Source organism: Microcystis sp. M169S2, from assembly GCF_020245865.1.
Classification (GTDB): Bacteria; Cyanobacteriota; Cyanobacteriia; order Cyanobacteriales; family Microcystaceae; genus Microcystis; species Microcystis ichthyoblabe_A.
In genome coordinates this window covers 22,373-39,931 of the sequence record NZ_JADBUB010000239.1, presented here as the reverse complement: position 1 = coordinate 39,931, position 17,559 = coordinate 22,373, and the positions used below count along the sequence as shown (strand labels likewise).

General features: G+C 43.8%; 12 protein-coding genes. 7 read left to right on the top strand and 5 right to left on the bottom strand.

Annotated elements, in window-relative coordinates; all coding sequences use genetic code 11:
* The first annotated feature begins 357 nt into the window (after positions 1–357).
* Both IM485_RS21350 and IM485_RS21345 read left to right on the top strand, forming a co-directional pair.
* A complete protein-coding gene (locus IM485_RS21350; protein WP_104396687.1) occupies positions 358–582 on the top strand; it encodes a hypothetical protein in 225 nt (74 codons plus the stop codon).
* Between the two features lie 267 nt (positions 583–849).
* The gene (locus tag IM485_RS21345) at positions 850–1,659 is read left to right on the top strand and encodes a squalene/phytoene synthase family protein (RefSeq protein ID WP_104396686.1); all 810 of its coding nucleotides are present in this window, start codon (positions 850–852) and stop codon (positions 1,657–1,659) included.
* Positions 1,660–1,746: 87 nt separating this feature from the next.
* Here IM485_RS21345 and petD read toward each other — a convergent pair whose 3' ends face one another.
* Positions 1,747–2,229 carry a cytochrome b6-f complex subunit IV gene (gene petD / locus IM485_RS21340; RefSeq protein ID WP_002738373.1) on the bottom strand — a complete coding sequence of 161 codons (483 nt, stop codon included), beginning with the start codon at positions 2,227–2,229 and terminating at the stop codon, positions 1,747–1,749.
* Between the two features lie 51 nt (positions 2,230–2,280).
* Positions 2,281–2,949, bottom strand: a complete 669-nt coding sequence (petB, locus tag IM485_RS21335) for a cytochrome b6 (RefSeq protein WP_002738970.1) — start codon at positions 2,947–2,949, stop codon at positions 2,281–2,283.
* A gap of 238 nt (positions 2,950–3,187) precedes the next feature.
* Here petB and IM485_RS21330 point away from each other — a divergent pair, with 238 nt between their 5' ends.
* The 3 genes from IM485_RS21330 (at position 3,188) to IM485_RS21320 (ending at position 6,574) form a co-directional block, all read left to right on the top strand.
* Positions 3,188–4,624, top strand: a complete 1,437-nt coding sequence (locus IM485_RS21330; protein WP_104396685.1) for a circularly permuted type 2 ATP-grasp protein — start codon at positions 3,188–3,190, stop codon at positions 4,622–4,624.
* A gap of 82 nt (positions 4,625–4,706) precedes the next feature.
* The gene (locus IM485_RS21325) at positions 4,707–5,708 is read left to right on the top strand and encodes an alpha-E domain-containing protein (protein WP_287745440.1); all 1,002 of its coding nucleotides are present in this window, start codon (positions 4,707–4,709) and stop codon (positions 5,706–5,708) included.
* Complete coding sequence (locus IM485_RS21320; protein WP_287745438.1) at positions 5,708–6,574, top strand: transglutaminase family protein; 867 nt, start codon at positions 5,708–5,710, stop codon at positions 6,572–6,574. The genes IM485_RS21325 and IM485_RS21320 overlap by 1 nt, the downstream gene beginning before the upstream one ends.
* Before the next feature lie 161 nt (positions 6,575–6,735).
* On the opposite strand, the gene IM485_RS21315 is transcribed toward IM485_RS21320, so the two are convergent.
* Together IM485_RS21315 and IM485_RS21310 are read right to left on the bottom strand one after the other, a co-directional pair.
* On the bottom strand, positions 6,736–7,182 hold the full coding sequence (locus IM485_RS21315; RefSeq protein ID WP_002794784.1) for a PIN domain-containing protein: 447 nt from the start codon (positions 7,180–7,182) through the stop codon (positions 6,736–6,738).
* Positions 7,172–7,507 carry a ribbon-helix-helix domain-containing protein gene (locus IM485_RS21310; RefSeq protein ID WP_287745436.1) on the bottom strand — a complete coding sequence of 112 codons (336 nt, stop codon included), beginning with the start codon at positions 7,505–7,507 and terminating at the stop codon, positions 7,172–7,174. Before IM485_RS21310 ends, IM485_RS21315 begins: the two co-directional genes overlap by 11 nt.
* Positions 7,508–7,943: 436 nt before the next feature.
* Here IM485_RS21310 and IM485_RS21305 point away from each other — a divergent pair, with 436 nt between their 5' ends.
* Both IM485_RS21305 and IM485_RS21300 read left to right on the top strand, forming a co-directional pair.
* Positions 7,944–15,032, top strand: coding sequence for a LamG-like jellyroll fold domain-containing protein (locus tag IM485_RS21305; RefSeq protein ID WP_287745434.1), 7,089 nt, complete (start codon positions 7,944–7,946; stop codon positions 15,030–15,032).
* 322 nt (positions 15,033–15,354) lie between these two features.
* Complete coding sequence (locus tag IM485_RS21300) at positions 15,355–15,792, top strand: DUF29 domain-containing protein (protein WP_104396680.1); 438 nt, start codon at positions 15,355–15,357, stop codon at positions 15,790–15,792.
* A 243-nt stretch (positions 15,793–16,035) separates the two neighbouring features.
* Here IM485_RS21300 and IM485_RS21295 read toward each other — a convergent pair whose 3' ends face one another.
* The gene (locus IM485_RS21295; RefSeq protein WP_104396679.1) at positions 16,036–17,541 is read right to left on the bottom strand and encodes an RluA family pseudouridine synthase; all 1,506 of its coding nucleotides are present in this window, start codon (positions 17,539–17,541) and stop codon (positions 16,036–16,038) included.
* Between the last annotated feature and the right edge of the window lie 18 nt (positions 17,542–17,559).

Sequence of the window (17,559 nt, the reverse complement as noted above, 5' to 3'; positions counted from 1 at the left end):
TGGGAGTGATCGGGGGGAAAATTCAGGGACTTTTTCCCTGAAAATTAGGTAATTGACCCCTTCAAAATCGGTAAAACCCTACACCCCACACCCCACACCCCACACCCTGCCCCCAAGAAAAACTTTTTGCCGCAAACCCTAGTTATGAGACAATCCGATCGAGAAATAATGATTTTAGCGGCTGTGGCCTCCCTCTTAGCGGTGGTGGCGGAAGTAGCGATCGCTTTTTAGATAAAAAAAACTGATTTACGGGGTTAAAGTCTGACAAAATTGGCAATCAATGCCGAGGAAAGATATCGATACAATGCTTGTAACAGGGGCGGCAATTGCGATCGCCTCGATCGGGGAAATTAAAGCATGAGTGTTAGTGTAACGGGTCAGGTAAAAAGAATCGAAATAGGCACGGGAACTTGGGCATTAATTGCCGATAACGGTCAAACCTACGAATTAATGGAACCGCCCGCCGAATTAATCCAAACAAAGGCAAAAGTGACAGTTATAGGTCAAATTCGCTCAGATGTGATGACTCTGGCCATGATCGGCCCGGTTTTACAAGTGATCTCCTTTCAATCCCTGCCATGAAGCCGCAAAATACTGTTTAAAAACGGGCAAAAACCGCTTTTAAGCCTGTAATCTCGAAAAATTGCCGTAATTGTCTCTCAGCTATACCAGAAAGAAAAATTGTCAAGAAGACCCTAATGGTTGATTTTTTCGAGAATAATCTCGAAATTTTGAATAATCATACTACAATAGACAGCAACTTTGTCTTAGGAACATCGGAATACCTAAACCGATCTATCTGATTGGTTTAACTCGTAGTTACCTAAGTTGGCGTGAGGAGTGGACTGAATGAATTTGCGCGATAATGCTTTAACGATTCTGCAAGAAACGAGTCGAACTTTTTATATTCCCATAAGTCGTTTACCGGATCGTCTGCTCGAGGCAGTAGCCTCAGCTTATCTCTGTATGAGGGCGATCGATGAAGTAGAAGACCATCCCGACCTAGATAACTTCAGTAAAGCCCAGATATTAAGACAAATTAGCCTGAATTTACAAGCAGGTACCCAAAATTCTACCAAAGAGGATTTTACTTTTGGCTTAGTCCATCGGGAGATTTTGCCGGAAGTAACCCTGAGAATTGGCGAATGGGCAATGTTAGCACCGGATTCGATCGCCCCCCGGGTTTGGGATGCCACGGCGGCCATGGCCGATCGCATGGCCTACTGGGCCGGAAATAACTGGGATATTCGCACGGAAGTGGAATTAGATCAATATACCTTTAGTGTGGCTGGTGCCGTGGGTTTATTGCTGTCTGACCTCTGGAATTGGTACGATGGCACCGAAACTAATCGCAGTTATGCCATCGGTTTTGGTCGGGGTTTACAAGCGGTTAATATTGCCCGCAACCATGGGGAGGATCGGCGCCGGGGGGTAAGTTTTCTGCCCCAGGGTTGGACAATTAGTGATATTCATAATTATGCCCGTCGTAATCTGAAATTAGCCGATTATTACACTCAATCGCTGCCGAAAGGGCCGGCACTCGATTTTTGTAAGATTCCCCTCGCTTTAGCCCATGGCACTCTCGAAGTCCTAGCTTTAGGTAAGGAAAAACTCAGCCGCAGCGATGTCATCGCTTTGGTACAACAAATTACCCGTTAGAGGAAATCACCATTAAAATTGCCCACGATCGCTCTTCCAAAGTCAGGAATCACAAGCGTGGGCAAAAAACCGGTGGTGTTCAGTAAATTAGAACAAACCGAGAGTTAAAGATATATCGATGGGGAAAGTGGCACCAATACCTAACCAAATCGTGACCACAGTACCAAATAGGAAGATAGCGGTAGCGACGGGACGACGGAAGGGATTTTGGAATTTATTGACGCTTTCAATAAAAGGAACTAACATCAAGCCTAGGGGAACGCCGGCCATGCAAGCGATACCTAGAAGTTTGTTAGGAAGAATGCGGAGAATTTGGAAAACGGGATAAAGATACCACTCTGGCAGAATTTCTAAGGGAGTAGCGAAAGGATCGGCAGGTTCACCGATCATGGTGGGATCCATAATCGCTAAACCGGTGCAGAGTCCGATTGTACCGAAGATAACCACCGGGAAGACATAGAGTAGATCGTTGGGCCAAGCGGGTTCACCGTAGTAGTTGTGACCCATCCCTTTAGCCAACTTAGCGCGTAGAGCGGGATCGCTGAGATCGGGCTTTTTTAATGTGGACATGGATAATGTCTCCTAAAAATGATTTCGGATCGACAGAGATATTTTTCTGAATTATAGAGGCCCAGAAATGCCTTGTTTACGGATCATCAAGAAATGTAGCAACATGAAGACCGCGATCGACCAGGGTAGTACAAAGGTATGTAAGCTGTAGAAACGGGTTAAAGTTGCTTGACCTACGCTTTCGCTACCGCGCATCAGGGTGACGAGTTGATCACCGACGACGGGAATAGCAGCAGGTACACCAGAAACGATTTTAACCGCCCAGTAACCCACCTGATCCCAGGGTAAGGAGTAACCGGTGACACCGAAGCTAACGGTGATTACGGCCAGGACAACCCCAGTGACCCAGGTTAATTCGCGAGGTTTTTTGAAGCCACCGGTCAGATAGACGCGGAAAACGTGCAGGATCATCATCAAGACCATCATACTGGCAGACCAGCGATGGATAGAACGAATTAACCAACCAAAGTTAACTTCGTTCATGATGTACTGTACGGAGGAGAGGGCCTCTGCTACGGTGGGTTTGTAGTAGAAGGTCATGGCGAAACCAGTGGCAAACTGGATCACGAAGCACACAAGGGTGATACCACCCAGACAGTAGAAGATATTAACGTGGGGGGGAACGTATTTGGTGCTGATATCATCAGCGATCCCTTGAATTTCTAAGCGTTCCTCAAACCATTGATAGGCTTTGGAATCCGTTACTTGTTTGGTAAACATCGCGTAACCAGTAAGAAAAATGAAAGATTTAAGGTGTGACCTTTAAAAAATGTAACACAGTTTTCAGGGCTAATTCTCGCTCTTGTCAGGTTTCTCCACCGGTGGGGATCAATCGGCGATCGCTAGACCCGAAAAACCGCTAACTTCCTAAAATTTCCCTTAAAATGTCTCCTAGACTACAAAAAATCAGGCCAATTGTCCGACACTGGGAATAGGTAAGGTATGCAATGAGGTCAGTGTGCTATTAAATACCTACGATCCCGAAGGCTTCTACGACGAACTATTCTTAGATGATGGTCAACCTCGTCCCCACGCGTCCCCTTTAATCAAATGGTTGCAGAATCTGCCGCCCCAAGAACTTCAACAACACCGGGAAACCGCTCAGTCGGCCCTGTTTGAATTGGGGGTGACTTTCAATGTCTATAGCGACAATCAAGGGGTAGAAAAAATCTTTCCTTTTGATATTATTCCCCGAATTGTCGCGGCTGAGGACTGGGATTATTTAGAAAGAGGACTGAAACAACGCATCAAAGCTCTCAATCTTTTTCTCTCCGATATCTACAATGATCAATTAATCATTAAAGATGGCATTATTCCCCCCGAATTAATCGCCTCGGCGACGGGATTTCTGAAACCCTGTCTTGGACTGAAACCCGCCGGAGGTATCTGGTGTCACATCACGGGGACCGATTTAGTCCGCGATAAGGATGGTCAATGGTACGTTTTAGAGGATAATTTGCGGGTTCCTTCCGGTATTTCCTATGTCCTCGAAAATCGTCGGGTAATGAAAAGCACCTTCCCCGATATTTTCCAGACAATGAATGTTAAACCGGTAGATGATTATCCTTCCCATCTGTTGGAAACTCTCCTTAATTTAGCACCGCCCCAATTACCTAATCCCACCGTAGTAGTTTTGACCCCCGGAACCTATAATTCTGCCTACTTTGAACATTCTTTTATCGCCCAACAAATGGGGGTAGAATTAGTGGAAGGGCGTGATTTAGTTGTCTTTGATGGTTATCTACAAATGAAAACCACCAAGGGATTAAGACGGGTAGATGTGGTCTATCGTCGCCTCGATGATGACTTTTTAGATCCGGCGGTTTTTCGTCCCGATTCGATGTTAGGTGTACCAGGGTTATTAAAAGTTTTCCAGGAAGGTCGCGTCGCTTTAGCTAATGCTCCTGGTACGGGAGTCGCCGATGATAAGGTTATTTATGCTTTTGTCCCGGATATGATCCGTTATTATCTGGGAGAAGAAGCGATTTTAAATAACGTTCCTACCTATCTTTGTTGGCGAGAAAAGGACTTAGATTATGTCTTAAATAATCTCGATAAGTTAGTTGTGAAAGCCGCTAATGAGTCGGGAGGTTATGGGATGTTAGTCGGTTCTCAAGCTACCCCCGAACAAAGGGCAGAATTCGCCCCACGCATTGCCGCTAATCCCCGCAATTATATCGCTCAACCGGTGTTAAGTCTTTCTAGGGTTCCCACTTTAATTGACACGGAAGTTGAAGGTCGTCATGTGGATTTACGTCCCTATATTCTCCATCGTGGCGATGAAATTTATGTGCATCCCGGGGGGTTAACTCGCGTAGCTTTGAAAAAGGGTTCTTTAGTGGTTAATTCCTCTCAAGGTGGTGGCAGTAAAGACACTTGGGTTTTAACCAAGTAATCAGGACAATGATCAAAATTTTGGTGGGTTAGTAACCCACCCTACCCTTTTCTTTTTTCTTTTCACTTTTTCCCAGTTAATTATGCTTAGTAGAGTTGCTGATTCAATTTATTGGTTAAATCGCTATATTGAACGGGCGGAAAATGTCGCCCGGTTTATGGATGTTAATCTTAATTTAATGTTAGATGTACCTACCAGTGTTTTGCAACAGTGGGAACCCTTGGTTTTAACCACGGGAGATTTAGAACAATTCAAGAAACGTTACGGCACAGCCACCGCAGAAAATGTGATCAATTTCTTGACATTTGACACGGAATATAGTAGTTCAATTATCTCTTGTTTGCGCTGGGCGCGAGAAAATGCTCGGTCAGTTCGCGAGATTATTTCTTCGGAAATGTGGGAACAGGTTAATGGTTTTTTCTTGATGGTAAAAGATGCTTCCTCTTACCATCCTCAAACTACTTTACCGAACTTTTTTACCCAAGTTAAATTGGCTAGTCACCGTTTTGCGGGGGTAATGGATGCGACGATGACTCATAATGAAGGTTGGCATTTTGGCGTTATGGGAAGATTACAGGAACGCGCCGATAAAACCGCCAGAATTCTTGATGTTAAATACTATTATCTCTTGCCTTCCGCCCAATGGGTAGGAACTTCTCTAGACCAAATTCAATGGATTGCTTTACTGCGGTCGGTGAGTGCCTACGAAATGTATCGTAAATGTCAACGACGGATTACTCCTAGTGACGTGGCCGAATTTTTAATTCTTAATCGAGAATTTCCTCGTTCAATTCACTTTTGTCTGCGGGAATTAGACCACTGTTTACATCAAGTTACAGGGACTCCTATAGGAACTTGGGGGAATTCGGTAGAAAGAAGTTTAGGGCGACTTTGTGCGGAAATGAGCTATCTAACTATCGAGGATGTTATTGAAATGGGATTGCATGAATTCCTCGACCATATTCAAAAAAGAGTTAATGATGTGGGAATAAAAATGACAGAAACTTTCTTCGTTTTTAATCCTGAACTTGCCTCACCTCTGCCAGTAAATAACTTTCAATATCAATCCCAATTAACAACTTAATGCGTTATCACATTCGGCATCAAACCAACTATTTCTATAATCAACCCGTGATTTTATCACCCCATCTGCTGCGCTTGCGACCAAAATCTGATGGTGGGCAAACTTTACGAGAGTTCACACTCAAAATTAACCCAGAACCTTTAACAATAACTAATATTATCGACCTCGATGGCAATTCTTGTTTACAAATTTGGTTTAATCAACCGACGGAAGAATTATTGATTGATGTGGTGAGTGAAGTGGAAACCCATGGGGTTAATCCTTTCCAGTATTTATTGGAACCTTGGGCGACCTGTTTACCCTTTGATTATCCCATTTCTCTCCACAGTCAATTACAACCCTACAGACAATTTTATGGGTTAGCTAATGACCCCGATGTGGCAGCATTAGCCCAGGAAGTTATGCAGGAAACCGAGGGACAGGTGCTATCTTTCCTGTTTAATCTTAATGACAAAATTTACCGAAATTGTCAGCAAATTATTCGTCTTAACGGGGAACCCTATCTACCCGGAAACACTTGGAAAAATAAGCAGGGTTCCTGTCGCGATTTTGTGGTTTTATTTATGGATGTGTGTCGCTGTGTGGGATTAGCTTCCCGTTTTGTCAGTGGCTATCAAGAAGGAGATTTAGACCAAGGAGAAAGACATTTACACGCTTGGGTAGAGGTGTATTTGCCGGGGGGCGGCTGGAAAGGTTATGATCCTACCCATGGATTAGCGGTGAGTGACCGTCATATTAGCCTCGTTTCTAGTCCAATTCCCCGTTATTGCGCCCCAGTAGAGGGAAATGCTCGGCCAGTTAATCTCGGTCATCAAGTGATAGAATCTCAGCTATCATCGACAATTGCCATCGATTTGTTATCTTGAGGATGATTGTTTATGGGTCAAGGATTTGGCACAGCAACAAGGCGAAAAGTTTTGGGAGCGGGGCATAAATCCCCGTTACAAAAACGGCCGACCGCCTCCTGCCTTCGTTAAGAAGCCGCCGCCCTCGCCTTCTTGGGAATCTTGGCGAAACTACAGCTATCTTACCCAAAAGAAAGTCTGCCGCCATCGTTCAGGGGGTTGACGAAATGAATTCCCTCAATGGTAGCCCCGGAATTAAAATCCTCGCTATAGACCGTGGTGATTTGATTTAAGCGAGCGGTCGCCCAGATCTGGGCATCCCAGTAGGAAAACTGGTAACTTTCTACTCCACGGGTGGCTTCCAGAACGATCAACTCGGTGATCGGAACTACCTCACAGGCTATTAGATATTGACGGATGCGGGCCAGAGCTTCTTCCTGGGTTAGCAGGGGGCGACGGCTGCGGGTGACGGCCTGAAAGAATTCTCCCATCACCTGCGGACTGATGACGGCGCGGGTGGTGCGGATCAGGTCATCGACAACGGTTAATGCCCGTTCCCGTTTGCTTTTCTCGGCGATATCGTAGAGATAGACCAGAATATTGGTATCGAGCAGGACTCTATCGTTCATAGAGATCGTCCCTTTGCCAATCCCTTTTACCCGGTTGTGATGGGCGGTTTTCGAGACCGGCGATAAAGGCCTTTTCTCGCTCCCAAGCGCTCAAGTTCGGGGTGGGAGAGTTGACCCTTCGGCTTCGCTCAGGGTCAACGTTGACGGAAATTATGTGTTGATCGATCGCCTGTCGGATGATCTCGGCCTCACTCAGTCCCGTCTGTCGGGCCTTCTCTTTCAGTAAATTATTCTGCTCGGCTTCGATATAAATTTGCTTGCGGATTTTGCTGACCATAGCCAGTTTAATTATATACATTACATTATACATTACTATAACCGTCATGAATCGTAATCGCCAGTTTTTTTATATATGAGTCAGTTTTGTTGGTAAGTAGGGAGGCACAATTATTTGTAGGATGGGTTAGCGGTAGCGTAACCCATGCGGGCGTTGAGTTTCATGCTTCAACCCAACCTACGTTCATCCTAGATTTAATTCCACCCACCCACTTAAATGCGCTAATTGGTAGTTTATTATTTCTCCTTGATCTCCCTCCTGAACGGTTAAAGTGAAGATTTGTTACAAATATGAATTGGGCGGATAATCGGTAATTTATAATCACGCATGGCTGGGGGATTCAGGTAAAAAGTAGAGGAAATTTTCCTGAATAATCCTTAGTTATCCTGGAACCCAAAGGCCGATTAGGCGAGATGGCCGGGGATAGTGCGGTCATGATTTTTGTTTTGTGGGCCCTGTCAACCAACTAACTAAAAAGACACTTATGTACCTACTCAAAGACAAACTACAACATATTAGTACGATTACCCACGAGGGCAAGATAGTGGTGTTCGCCACCGATGCCGAGGGGAAAATTTCCTACACAGTCAAGCAAGATGGGTTTGAAGATAGCTACCTCAACACCCCCGCCGACCAAAGAACCGGCTGGGAAAACTGGCAAACACTAGAATTCCCCGATGAAGCTGATGACCAGTCGGTAATTGAGAAAGAAAAAGCCGAACTGACTCACCAACAAGATTCCAGCCGATATCTCCTCAAATCCCTTTACAAAACCGAAAATATAACCGCAGTTGCGCCAGTACAAGTCATTGCCGCCCTGGAACATATTTACGTTTTTCGTCAGTCCAAATCTAACACGCTATTAGTGGACCGATTTGTGTTAGACGGCATGACCAATAAGCTGAACCGCAAGCTAGAAGTTCGGTTTAAGCGGAGTAAGCAGAAACACACCCCCACGAAAAATATGAAACGGGGGTCTAGTGGACTGATTGATATTGATACCTTAGACTTTCGTGATGCCAACGGTAGCTTTTTCTATGAACCCACTACCGAATTAAGTTTAGTCAATAACCTGCACAAAGGCTGGTTTTCCGTGGTGTTGGTTCCCACCATTGAAAATGATGTTTATCGCTGGCATATTTTCGCCTACAACAGCCAAACCCAGAAAGTGGAAGTAACCACCATTCGCGCCTCGGAAGCAGGACTATTTGACGTTCAAGATTACACCGTTTTTGAAGAATCAAACGATAGCCTAGTTCCCCGGCGGATTCCGGGGGTGATTAAGCGGACTTTAGAGATTAATGGGGTGACAGTCACCAACGGTTTATCTGCCACTAAATATGATTTACAACAGGCCCAGCAAACCCAGTCCGGGGAAGAACAACTGTTGAAAACTGCCACGCGATTAATGTTAGCGATTCCCACGGACAAAGGGACAGCCGCTTTCAGTTTTGCCATCGCAGGGGATGGTACTTTAGGAGAAATTGACGAAACCCCCGATAGCAAGATTATTCGCAGTCGTCAGCGAGAAGTTTTGTTGCCCTTAAACACCTTAGATGAAATTAAAGCAATTGGTGACAAAACCCCTCCTCCCCAAGGAATTATTAGCGGATTCGCCGCAGGAACTGATAAGGAAGATATCGAAGATTTAGTTAAAATATCCACCGATGGCGGCGCTTCAGATTTAGCCAATTACGACTTAGTAAAAATCAGCGGCACCAGTGATTATCAAGGGTTGTATCCGACGATTAAAGTAGATCAAGATACCTTTGATATTGACATCCCCTTGGATCGCGGATTGGGTTATTGGGAAAAAGAAGACCAAGAAGAAGGTGGTTTGATTTTTGATGGCATGATTACCGCTTATCAAAAAACTGCCGATGGCAAATTACGAGTCACCTGTGCTAATCATGGCTTGGAAAATGGCGATCAAGTCCAAATTACCGGCACCGAAGACTACAACGACACCTACCCCGTCCAAAAGGTTGATGATACCCATTTTGTCATCGAACGCAAATGGGCAATCGGAGAGGCTGTCAATGTGAAATTGGTGTCCCAAAAGCGGCGGGGGATCGTGTTTGATGGGGTAGATGATTATATTGAACTGACGCAACCACTGCCGATTTTTTCCAGTTCATTCACGATTTCTATGTGGGTAAAAGTTCCCGCAAATTCCAACCGAGGTGTCTTGCTAGGAGACTATCAACTACCGAAGTCAATTGACGTTAATTTTGAAGTTTCGGCCGAGGGGAAACTACGGTTTTTCTGGGGTGGTCAACAGAGTCTAGTTGGAGCCAAAGATTTAAGAGACAATCAATGGCATTTTATCAGCTTTGTCAGAGATCGGGAAAACAAAAAGATATCAGGCTATATTGATGGTGTGCTTGATTTTGAATATTCTGGAGCAGTTTCTGATAAGCAGGCTGTAATTGCTCACAGAATCGGGCGTGATAGTCGGGAAGGAGTCACGAATTTTGAAGGGCAAATTGCGGATCTCCGTGTTTGGAAAATAGTCCGGACTGCTGAAGACATTAAAAATAGTATGTACCTACAACTGACAGGAAAAGAAGTCGGTTTAGTAGGGTATTGGCGCTTAGGTGGTATCTCCGAAGGCAAGGTCGTTGACTTTTCTGTGAACTGCAATGATGGTACTGTCTATGGTGAACCTTATGTCAGTGCGGCAACTCTCAACCGCAATCTTGCCGGAGGAGCTGCAGCGGTTAAATATAGCAATCCTGAGCTATTTGCCGTTAGCGAACGGGCAACTTACGAGGAAAGTTTTGAGTTTAAAGTTAACTCAGCCAATCCGGTTAATTTAGCCTATCTAGACAATGCCGATGGTAAAAATATTGGCACGAAGATTTTCACCTTTTCCTATTGGGGAAAAACCAGCCGCAGTGCCGAAGAGAAAAAGACCATTTCGGGGGTACAAAATAAGTTTGAAGACTTGGGCAATGGTTGGTATCGTGCTTCCTGTAATGTGACAATTCCCGATGAAGTCAGTGTGTTACGTTCCTTTGAAATTGCCAATGTTAAAGGAAGTTGGCAATCCTTAGCAATTCGCAAACACCGGATTCGCCTCTTATCCGATAGTATTACGGAAGCGAAATACTCAGATGGTGTGACTTTGGCAACTTTGGCCGATGACCATGCCACCTTAACAGCGAAGTTAAAAGAACTGGAGGTGAAAGAGAAACAGGAAATTGTTCTGCTCAAAGAAAAGCGAGAGTTAGAAGCAAAAATTGCTGCCTATAATGCTCAGGCTGCGACTAGAGCAGAGATTGAGAAATTAACCGCAGAAATTCAAAAACTCACCAGTGAAGAGCAAACCCTATTATCTCGATTTAATGCCGAAAATAGTAGCCCTTTTAATTATTTCTGCTACATTCTAGTAAAAGTCGGTGATTCTTGGAAAGGAATTCACGTTGAAAACCAGTCGAATAATGACCATGCTCGGCTAATTCGACATCAGGGTAATGGGAATCTTTTCCGATTCTATGCCGTTGAAAGTGAAAATTCTTACGTTAATGTACAAGTAGGAACTGAGTGGAAAGGAATCCACGTTGAAAATCAGTCGAATAATGACTATGCTTCTTTGATTCGGCATCAAGGTAATGGGAATCTTTTCCGATTCTCTGTCGCTGACGGGGGCAATTATTACATCAGTGTACAAGTAGGAACTGTGTGGAAAGGAATCCACGTTGAAAACCAGTCGAATAATGACTATGTTCGGCTAATTCGACATCAGGGCAATGGAAATCTGTTTCAAATCCAAAAAACGAATCAGACTAGCAATGATAAAATTATTCTTGCACGCGAAGCTTGGGAGAAAAAACTTCAAGAACTCAACCAAGCACAAGACCGCTTTAAATTGCTTAATGCAGCATTAATTGCGACTCCTGCGGATAAAGCAGCTTGGGATGCGCGTTTGGCACAAGTGATTGCTTTAATCACTGCGCTTCAAACAGAGTTAAATACCCTGAACACTGACTTCCTGAATGCTGTCAAAAACACCCAGGCAAAGCCCCAAACTATGCCCGAAGTGGCTAAAGATAGCAAGGGGTTAGTGACTCAAGGAGCGTTACTTGGTTTTGTCCAATCTGCCAGCCGCCTCAATGCCATTGAAACTTGTGAAGGCAATGTCCAATTGAGTTATTTAGACAGGGAAGGACGGATGCGGCAAACGAACTATGATGCTACCGCAGATGGAAAAAATATCGCCTTTGAACAGTGGATTCCCGATGCTCAACGGGCTTGTTTGAACTTTAGCAACAGCAATAGTATCGTTACCTTAAATCAAGCCTTGTATCTTCCAGATGACTGGAGTATTGAAGCTTGGTTCGTTTATCCATTACCAGAAACGGCAGAATGGAATACTTTAGTCCGAGGCAAAGATGCGGATCATCACATCCTGGTCAGAAATCGTAAACAGTTAGGGATTTATCTGACCAATGATTCTTTGGGGCAGAACTTTTACGATAGCGGTTTCAATATGGAGTTGTTAACCGAGGGATGGCATCATCTCGCTGCTGTCGGTCGGGGGGATACGACTCTGTTTTATGTTGATGGCAAAAAAGTGGGTGATGTGAAAGCAAAAGCCCTAAAAGATGCGGAAGAGAATCTGAATAAAAACCCCAACGATGCTGCCGCCAAGAAAAAGGTTGAAGACCTTAAGAAAGCTAGTCTGAAATCTAATAGCCATGTTTATGCGATCGCGAACAATCATTTAGCTATTAATCAGTCTCCTGATTATTCGATGATGAAGTTTGATGGGGTAAATGATTGTGTATCTTTACCGGAAATCAACTATGACTTATCTAAAGGAATGTCGGTGGAAGCTTGGGTATGGTATGACAGTTTCCAATCTTGGTCCAGAATTATTGACTTTGGTAATGGTGCTGGTAATGAAAATATCCTGCTTTGCAATGAAGGATCATCTAACACACTACGCTTTGGCATATATCGGCAATCCACCGAACAGCTAGTTGCGGCAACAGGTGCATTAGAAACAAAAAAATGGATTCACCTAGCCGCAACCATCGATGCTTCAGGAATGGCAACCCTTTATAAAAATGGTGAGCGGATTCAAACAGGCAGAGTGCATCTTCCAAATAATCTGAGACGGACTATTAACTATATTGGCAGAAGTAACTGGTCTAGTGACAGATTTTTTCATGGCCAAATTACCGATGTCCGCATCTGGAATACAGCCCGCACCCAAGCAGAAATTAAGGCTAATATGTCTCGACGCCTTAGTGGAAAAGAAGCGAATTTAGTGGCTTACTATCCCCTGAATAAGCTCGAAGGAGGTAAAGTTTTAGACCTAGTGGCTAATAATCATGGCACTGTGGTGGAAGCGAACATCGTGCAGGATCAAACCCTATCTATTGCCCCCTTCATCCGAGGTGAGCAGTTCGGTAAATTGGCAGAGGTGCGTGTTTGGGGAGTTGCCCTAAGTGATGATGAAATTGCTGTCAACAGCACCCTACTTCTGAGTGGCAACGAACCAGGTTTGTTGGCTTACTACCCCATGAGTGAAGCCACAGGAGTGGAAGTGCGCGACCATTCCGGTAATAGCTATAATGCCACGGTATCTGGGGCAAATTGGTGGGGTTGTACAGCACCCATTGGCAAAATTGACAATCTCCCTAGTGCCGATGCCCTAGTTTCTGCTGAGTACAGCAGCGTGACTGTGGAATCATCCACGAAAACCAAGGTGGCCATCATGCGGCGATTCTTTGCTTATCCTGCCACCAATGGAGTCACCCTGCTACCAGATAAGCGGATTGAAACCTTAGAACTGAAATGGATTGGTAACGCCCAATTTGCTCCGACTTTGTTGGGTTATATTGAAGGTCCACCCCCCGTACCCAGTGAAAACCTAACCTTGTCAGACGATTACAATGGCGCGACTTCTGTGGAATTAACCATGTCTGAAGATGTCGAGTTTAGCTGGAACCGTTCTCAAGATGCTGGGTTAGGAGCAACAATTGATACCTTTATTGGAGCAGGGGGAACAATGTCTTTCCTCACAGCACCTATGGGTGTGGGGACTTCCATCGACAGCAGTGCCAGAGTGGGTTTTAAAGGCAACTTTGACTTCAGCTACCAATTCCAAAATGAAAGTAACATTACTTCGAGTTCATCTCTGAGCATGACCGATAAACTGGAACTACGCGGCACACCAGAAGAAAGCACTAAGTTCCCTCATTTGGGGACACGATTTATTCCCAAGAATATTGGCTATGCTTTGGTTGTTTCAGCCTTGGCAGATGTGTTTGTCACCCGACTGGCCCGCAGTGGCAAAATGGTCGGCTACCAAGTGCAGCCGGTAGATGGCATTCCTCCAGATGTCAACACCATCACCTTTTTGATGAATCCTGCCTACACGATGAGCGGTAGCTTGGACGGGATGACTGGCAGCAGTGCTACTAGCCAGCGCTTCTTCAAGCACGTTCCCGAAATGCGTAGCCAGTATGGTTCTCTCTATCCCGCTAGTTACTATCGCTTGAAAGAGGCGTATGACTTAAAACGCCAAATTGAAGCGGAAGATAAACGCCGAGAATCTTACTTTTCTAACTTTAATGTGCGTTTAGTCGATGAACTCTCTTTGAACCGAAACATCGACAGTGGGGATGCACCAACCACCATTGGAGTACAACGGGAAGAAGACAAACCGAATACCCAAATGACTGACGAGGAGAAGAAAAAAGCCCAAGACCAGAAAGCCGAACAATTTCAAGCAGATACTGCTGCTGCTTCTGACAAGAGCAACGCTGCCGCTAAAGCTAAACAAGCGGAGATTCAAAGCCAAATTACTGACCAAGACAAACGAGTGCAAGCCACAGAAAGTTTTGCCGGCTGGCAGAAACGGATGGAAAGTATCCAAATTCGGGCAGGTAAGCGCAACATCGTCAATACCTACGTTTGGGATGCCGATGGTGGTCTGCGAACTGAAGCCCAAAGCTTTGCCAATACCGTAGAACATACCATTGGTGGCTCTTTTGGTCTGAATGCCGGGTTAGGAGTTGACAGTTCATTCTCAATAGGGGGGGTTGATGTAGAACTCACCGCCCAAGCTACGGTCAACTTAACTCAAACCATGAGCAAAACTGAAGCTCGGAGTAAGGGTTTTGAGTTGAATGTAGATCTGAGTGGTTTGGAATATAAAGGCATTACCGACTACAACGATCGCCCGATTATGCCTGGGGAAAAAGTAGACCGCTATCGGTTTATGAGTTTCTACCTAGAAGGCAGTAGCAATCACTTCCACGACTTCTTTAACTATGTAGTCGATCCTGAATGGTTACGCAGTAATGATGAGGAAGCGGTGGCTTTGCGTCAGGCCCAAGCAGGTAAACCCAATAAAGCCTGGCGGGTACTGCACCGGGTTACTTATGTGGAACGTCCAGCATTGATGGGCTTTGGTCGCGATGTCCGTAAATTGCGGGCGGCAGCGGCAGTCAGCGAAAACCAAGCACTGTTGGATAAGATTACTAAATTGGAGGAGGATAACCAAAAACTTGAGGAAAAACTGGATACTATCCTCAGTTTGTTGAAAGGGCAGAAATAATTGCTCATTAGTATCTGCCAAATAAATATCAAATTAGGTGCAAGGTTTTGAGCAAAACGTGGTTCAAAAACCTTGCATTTTTATTGTGATATTCCTTAATAGACGGGGATGGAGTATATTTGCTAGAATGGCAGTCATATAGATAGAAAAAGTTCCTAACAGTCATTCTCCTCTGCAAGAAAAGGCCTTAGATTTATTAGGGGTTTCCTTGATTTGTACCCAGTAACGGGATAGGAGAAATTCTCTTAATCCCTCATTTAGATTTATTCAGCTGGCCTTAGATAGAAAGGCATTTAAGTAATTTTCTAGGGAGAGTTAAATTATGTCGTCAACTGCCTACGAAACTGATTATAATCAATGGCTAAAAGAGACGGTAAAACAGTTACGAGAGCGTAATTTTGAGCAGGTAGATTGGGATAATTTAATTGAAGAAATCGAGAGTATGGGGAAAAGTGATAGACGAGCTTTAATGAGTCTGTTAACCCGTCTTATCGAACATCTTTTAAAGCTGGCTTATTGGCAAGAAGAAAAAAAACGGTCAGGTAATCATTGGGCGGCAGCAATAGTCAATTTTCGCGCCCAAATTCAGCATCGTTTAGAAGATAGTCCCAGCTTACGGTCAGAATTAGCGGCTATGTATGATAAAGTTTATCCAGTGGCGATTAAATCAGTTTCTCAGCTTTTTTCCCTCAATTCAGACGCTCATATATCCCTCGAACAAATATTAGATGATAATTGGTTTCCCCCGGCTGAAAAATAGTTCTTAATTAGGAGTAATACTGAATCCGTTGAGTATAGGCTAGTTATGAAAGACAAAGATATAAATTTGCTGGCGGATTTTGCTGACCATAGCCAGTTGAAATATATACATAACATTATACATTACTAAAACCGTCGTGAATCCTAATCGCCAGTTTTTTATATATGTCTGAACTTCCCCCATAGATATCTACTACAATAGATGATCTCATATCTATTTTCTGACCGTTAGCAATTATAGCTCTCAAAAGGGAGTGGGAATGATTAGGTCAATTTTAGTTTCGGTCTGAGGATGACGAAAAGATAATTGTTTAGCGTGTAGGTATAAACGGTCAGACTGCTTACCATTATACAAAAAATCGCCTAAAATTCCTATCCCTAATCCCGCTTGACTATGAACACGAATTTGATGGGTTCTTCCCGTGTAGGGAATAAATTCGAGGCGAGAATAATTGCCTTCTTTACCGATAACTTTAAAATAGGTTTGACTAGCTTTTCCCCTTTGCCAATCCACAGTTTGATAGGGTCGGTTTTGCGGATTTCCCCAGAGAGGTAGGTCAATTATACCCGATTCTTGCTCAATAATTTCTGGTAATATAGCTTCATAGATTTTCTCCACTTGTCGCTGTTGAAATTGTTGGGATAAACAACGATAAATATCTAAACTTTTAGCTAGTAATAATAATCCCGAAGTTTCCCGGTCTAAACGATGAACGGGAATGACATTTTTTCCTTGACGACGAAAACGATTAACCACGGCATCTTGACTATCTTGATAACGTCCTGCTACCGATAATAATCCCGCAGGTTTATTAATAGCAATTATTCCCTCGTCTTCGTAGATAATTTCTAGGTATGAACGTAAACCAGAGAGTAAAAAACCCATGAGAGGTTGACATCTTTCTTGACAAGCGCCATAAAATTCTCCCTGTTTTCTATCTCGATTCGATTCTCCCCACCAAAATTCGGCCATAGCGATGGGTTTTAATCCTTTCATAGCGGCATAATTTAATAATTTCGGGGCGCAACATTCCCCTGTTCCCGTCGGTAACAAATTACTGCCCATCAATTTAGCTAAGGAGAGAGATTGTCCAGAAAAGTTATTTAAACAGTAGGATTGATACAGCAATTCCTGTAACTGTTTGGAGAGGTTCCTACGCTGTTGCTTAAGTTCAATAATTCTCTGATTGGCTAAGTTTATTTTCTCAATTAAGGGTTCTAAAACTTGTTTTTGTTCCTGTTTTAATTGCTTTCTTGCTCTTTTTTCCTGACGACTGAGATTATTTAACTTTTCTAATTCTTCTGAGTTTAAATTTCCTAAGTTTCTTAGTCTATCTCGTTCCTGTTTATGGTTTTGATGTTGTTGCTGTAAAGCTTGGATTTTGCGCTCAAAATTTGCTTGATTGAGTCGATATAAATTATGTTCGGGAATTGATTTTAAAGTGATAATTTCCTGTTTAATTGTTTCTAAAAGTTGCAAAACTCGCTTTTCTTCCAGCACAATTTTTTCTCTGCCCACTAGGGACGGAACCCAGCCGGTGGCTTCTCCCTGTCCAGAAAAAGCTTTTAAAATTTCTATTTCGCCAGCAGCATTTTCTCCTAACAAAATTCCATACATTTTACCTTGAGGATTGGTGATAGTTGTCATCAAATCTTGGGCGATTTTTTCAGCCAAAAGAGTGCGGGGCAAGCGCAATAGCTCGCCCGTTTCGGGACAAATTCCTTGATAATAATAAGTAACTTCCTTCACTCTTTAAGAACAGGAAAA

Excerpts from the sequence above, each read along its gene's own strand:
- IM485_RS21300 (WP_104396680.1), top strand. The coding sequence starts at position 15,355 with ATGTCGTCAACTGCCTACGAAACTGATTATAATCAATGGCTAAAAGAG.
- IM485_RS21325 (WP_287745440.1), top strand. The coding sequence starts at position 4,707 with ATGCTTAGTAGAGTTGCTGATTCAATTTATTGGTTAAATCGCTATATT.
- IM485_RS21350 (WP_104396687.1), top strand. The coding sequence starts at position 358 with ATGAGTGTTAGTGTAACGGGTCAGGTAAAAAGAATCGAAATAGGCACG.
- IM485_RS21345 (WP_104396686.1), top strand. The coding sequence starts at position 850 with ATGAATTTGCGCGATAATGCTTTAACGATTCTGCAAGAAACGAGTCGA.
- IM485_RS21320 (WP_287745438.1), top strand. The coding sequence starts at position 5,708 with ATGCGTTATCACATTCGGCATCAAACCAACTATTTCTATAATCAACCC.
- petD (WP_002738373.1), bottom strand. The coding sequence starts at position 2,229 with ATGTCCACATTAAAAAAGCCCGATCTCAGCGATCCCGCTCTACGCGCT.
- petB (WP_002738970.1), bottom strand. The coding sequence starts at position 2,949 with ATGTTTACCAAACAAGTAACGGATTCCAAAGCCTATCAATGGTTTGAG.
- IM485_RS21315 (WP_002794784.1), bottom strand. The coding sequence starts at position 7,182 with ATGAACGATAGAGTCCTGCTCGATACCAATATTCTGGTCTATCTCTAC.
- IM485_RS21305 (WP_287745434.1), top strand. The coding sequence starts at position 7,944 with ATGTACCTACTCAAAGACAAACTACAACATATTAGTACGATTACCCAC.
- IM485_RS21310 (WP_287745436.1), bottom strand. The coding sequence starts at position 7,507 with ATGACGGTTATAGTAATGTATAATGTAATGTATATAATTAAACTGGCT.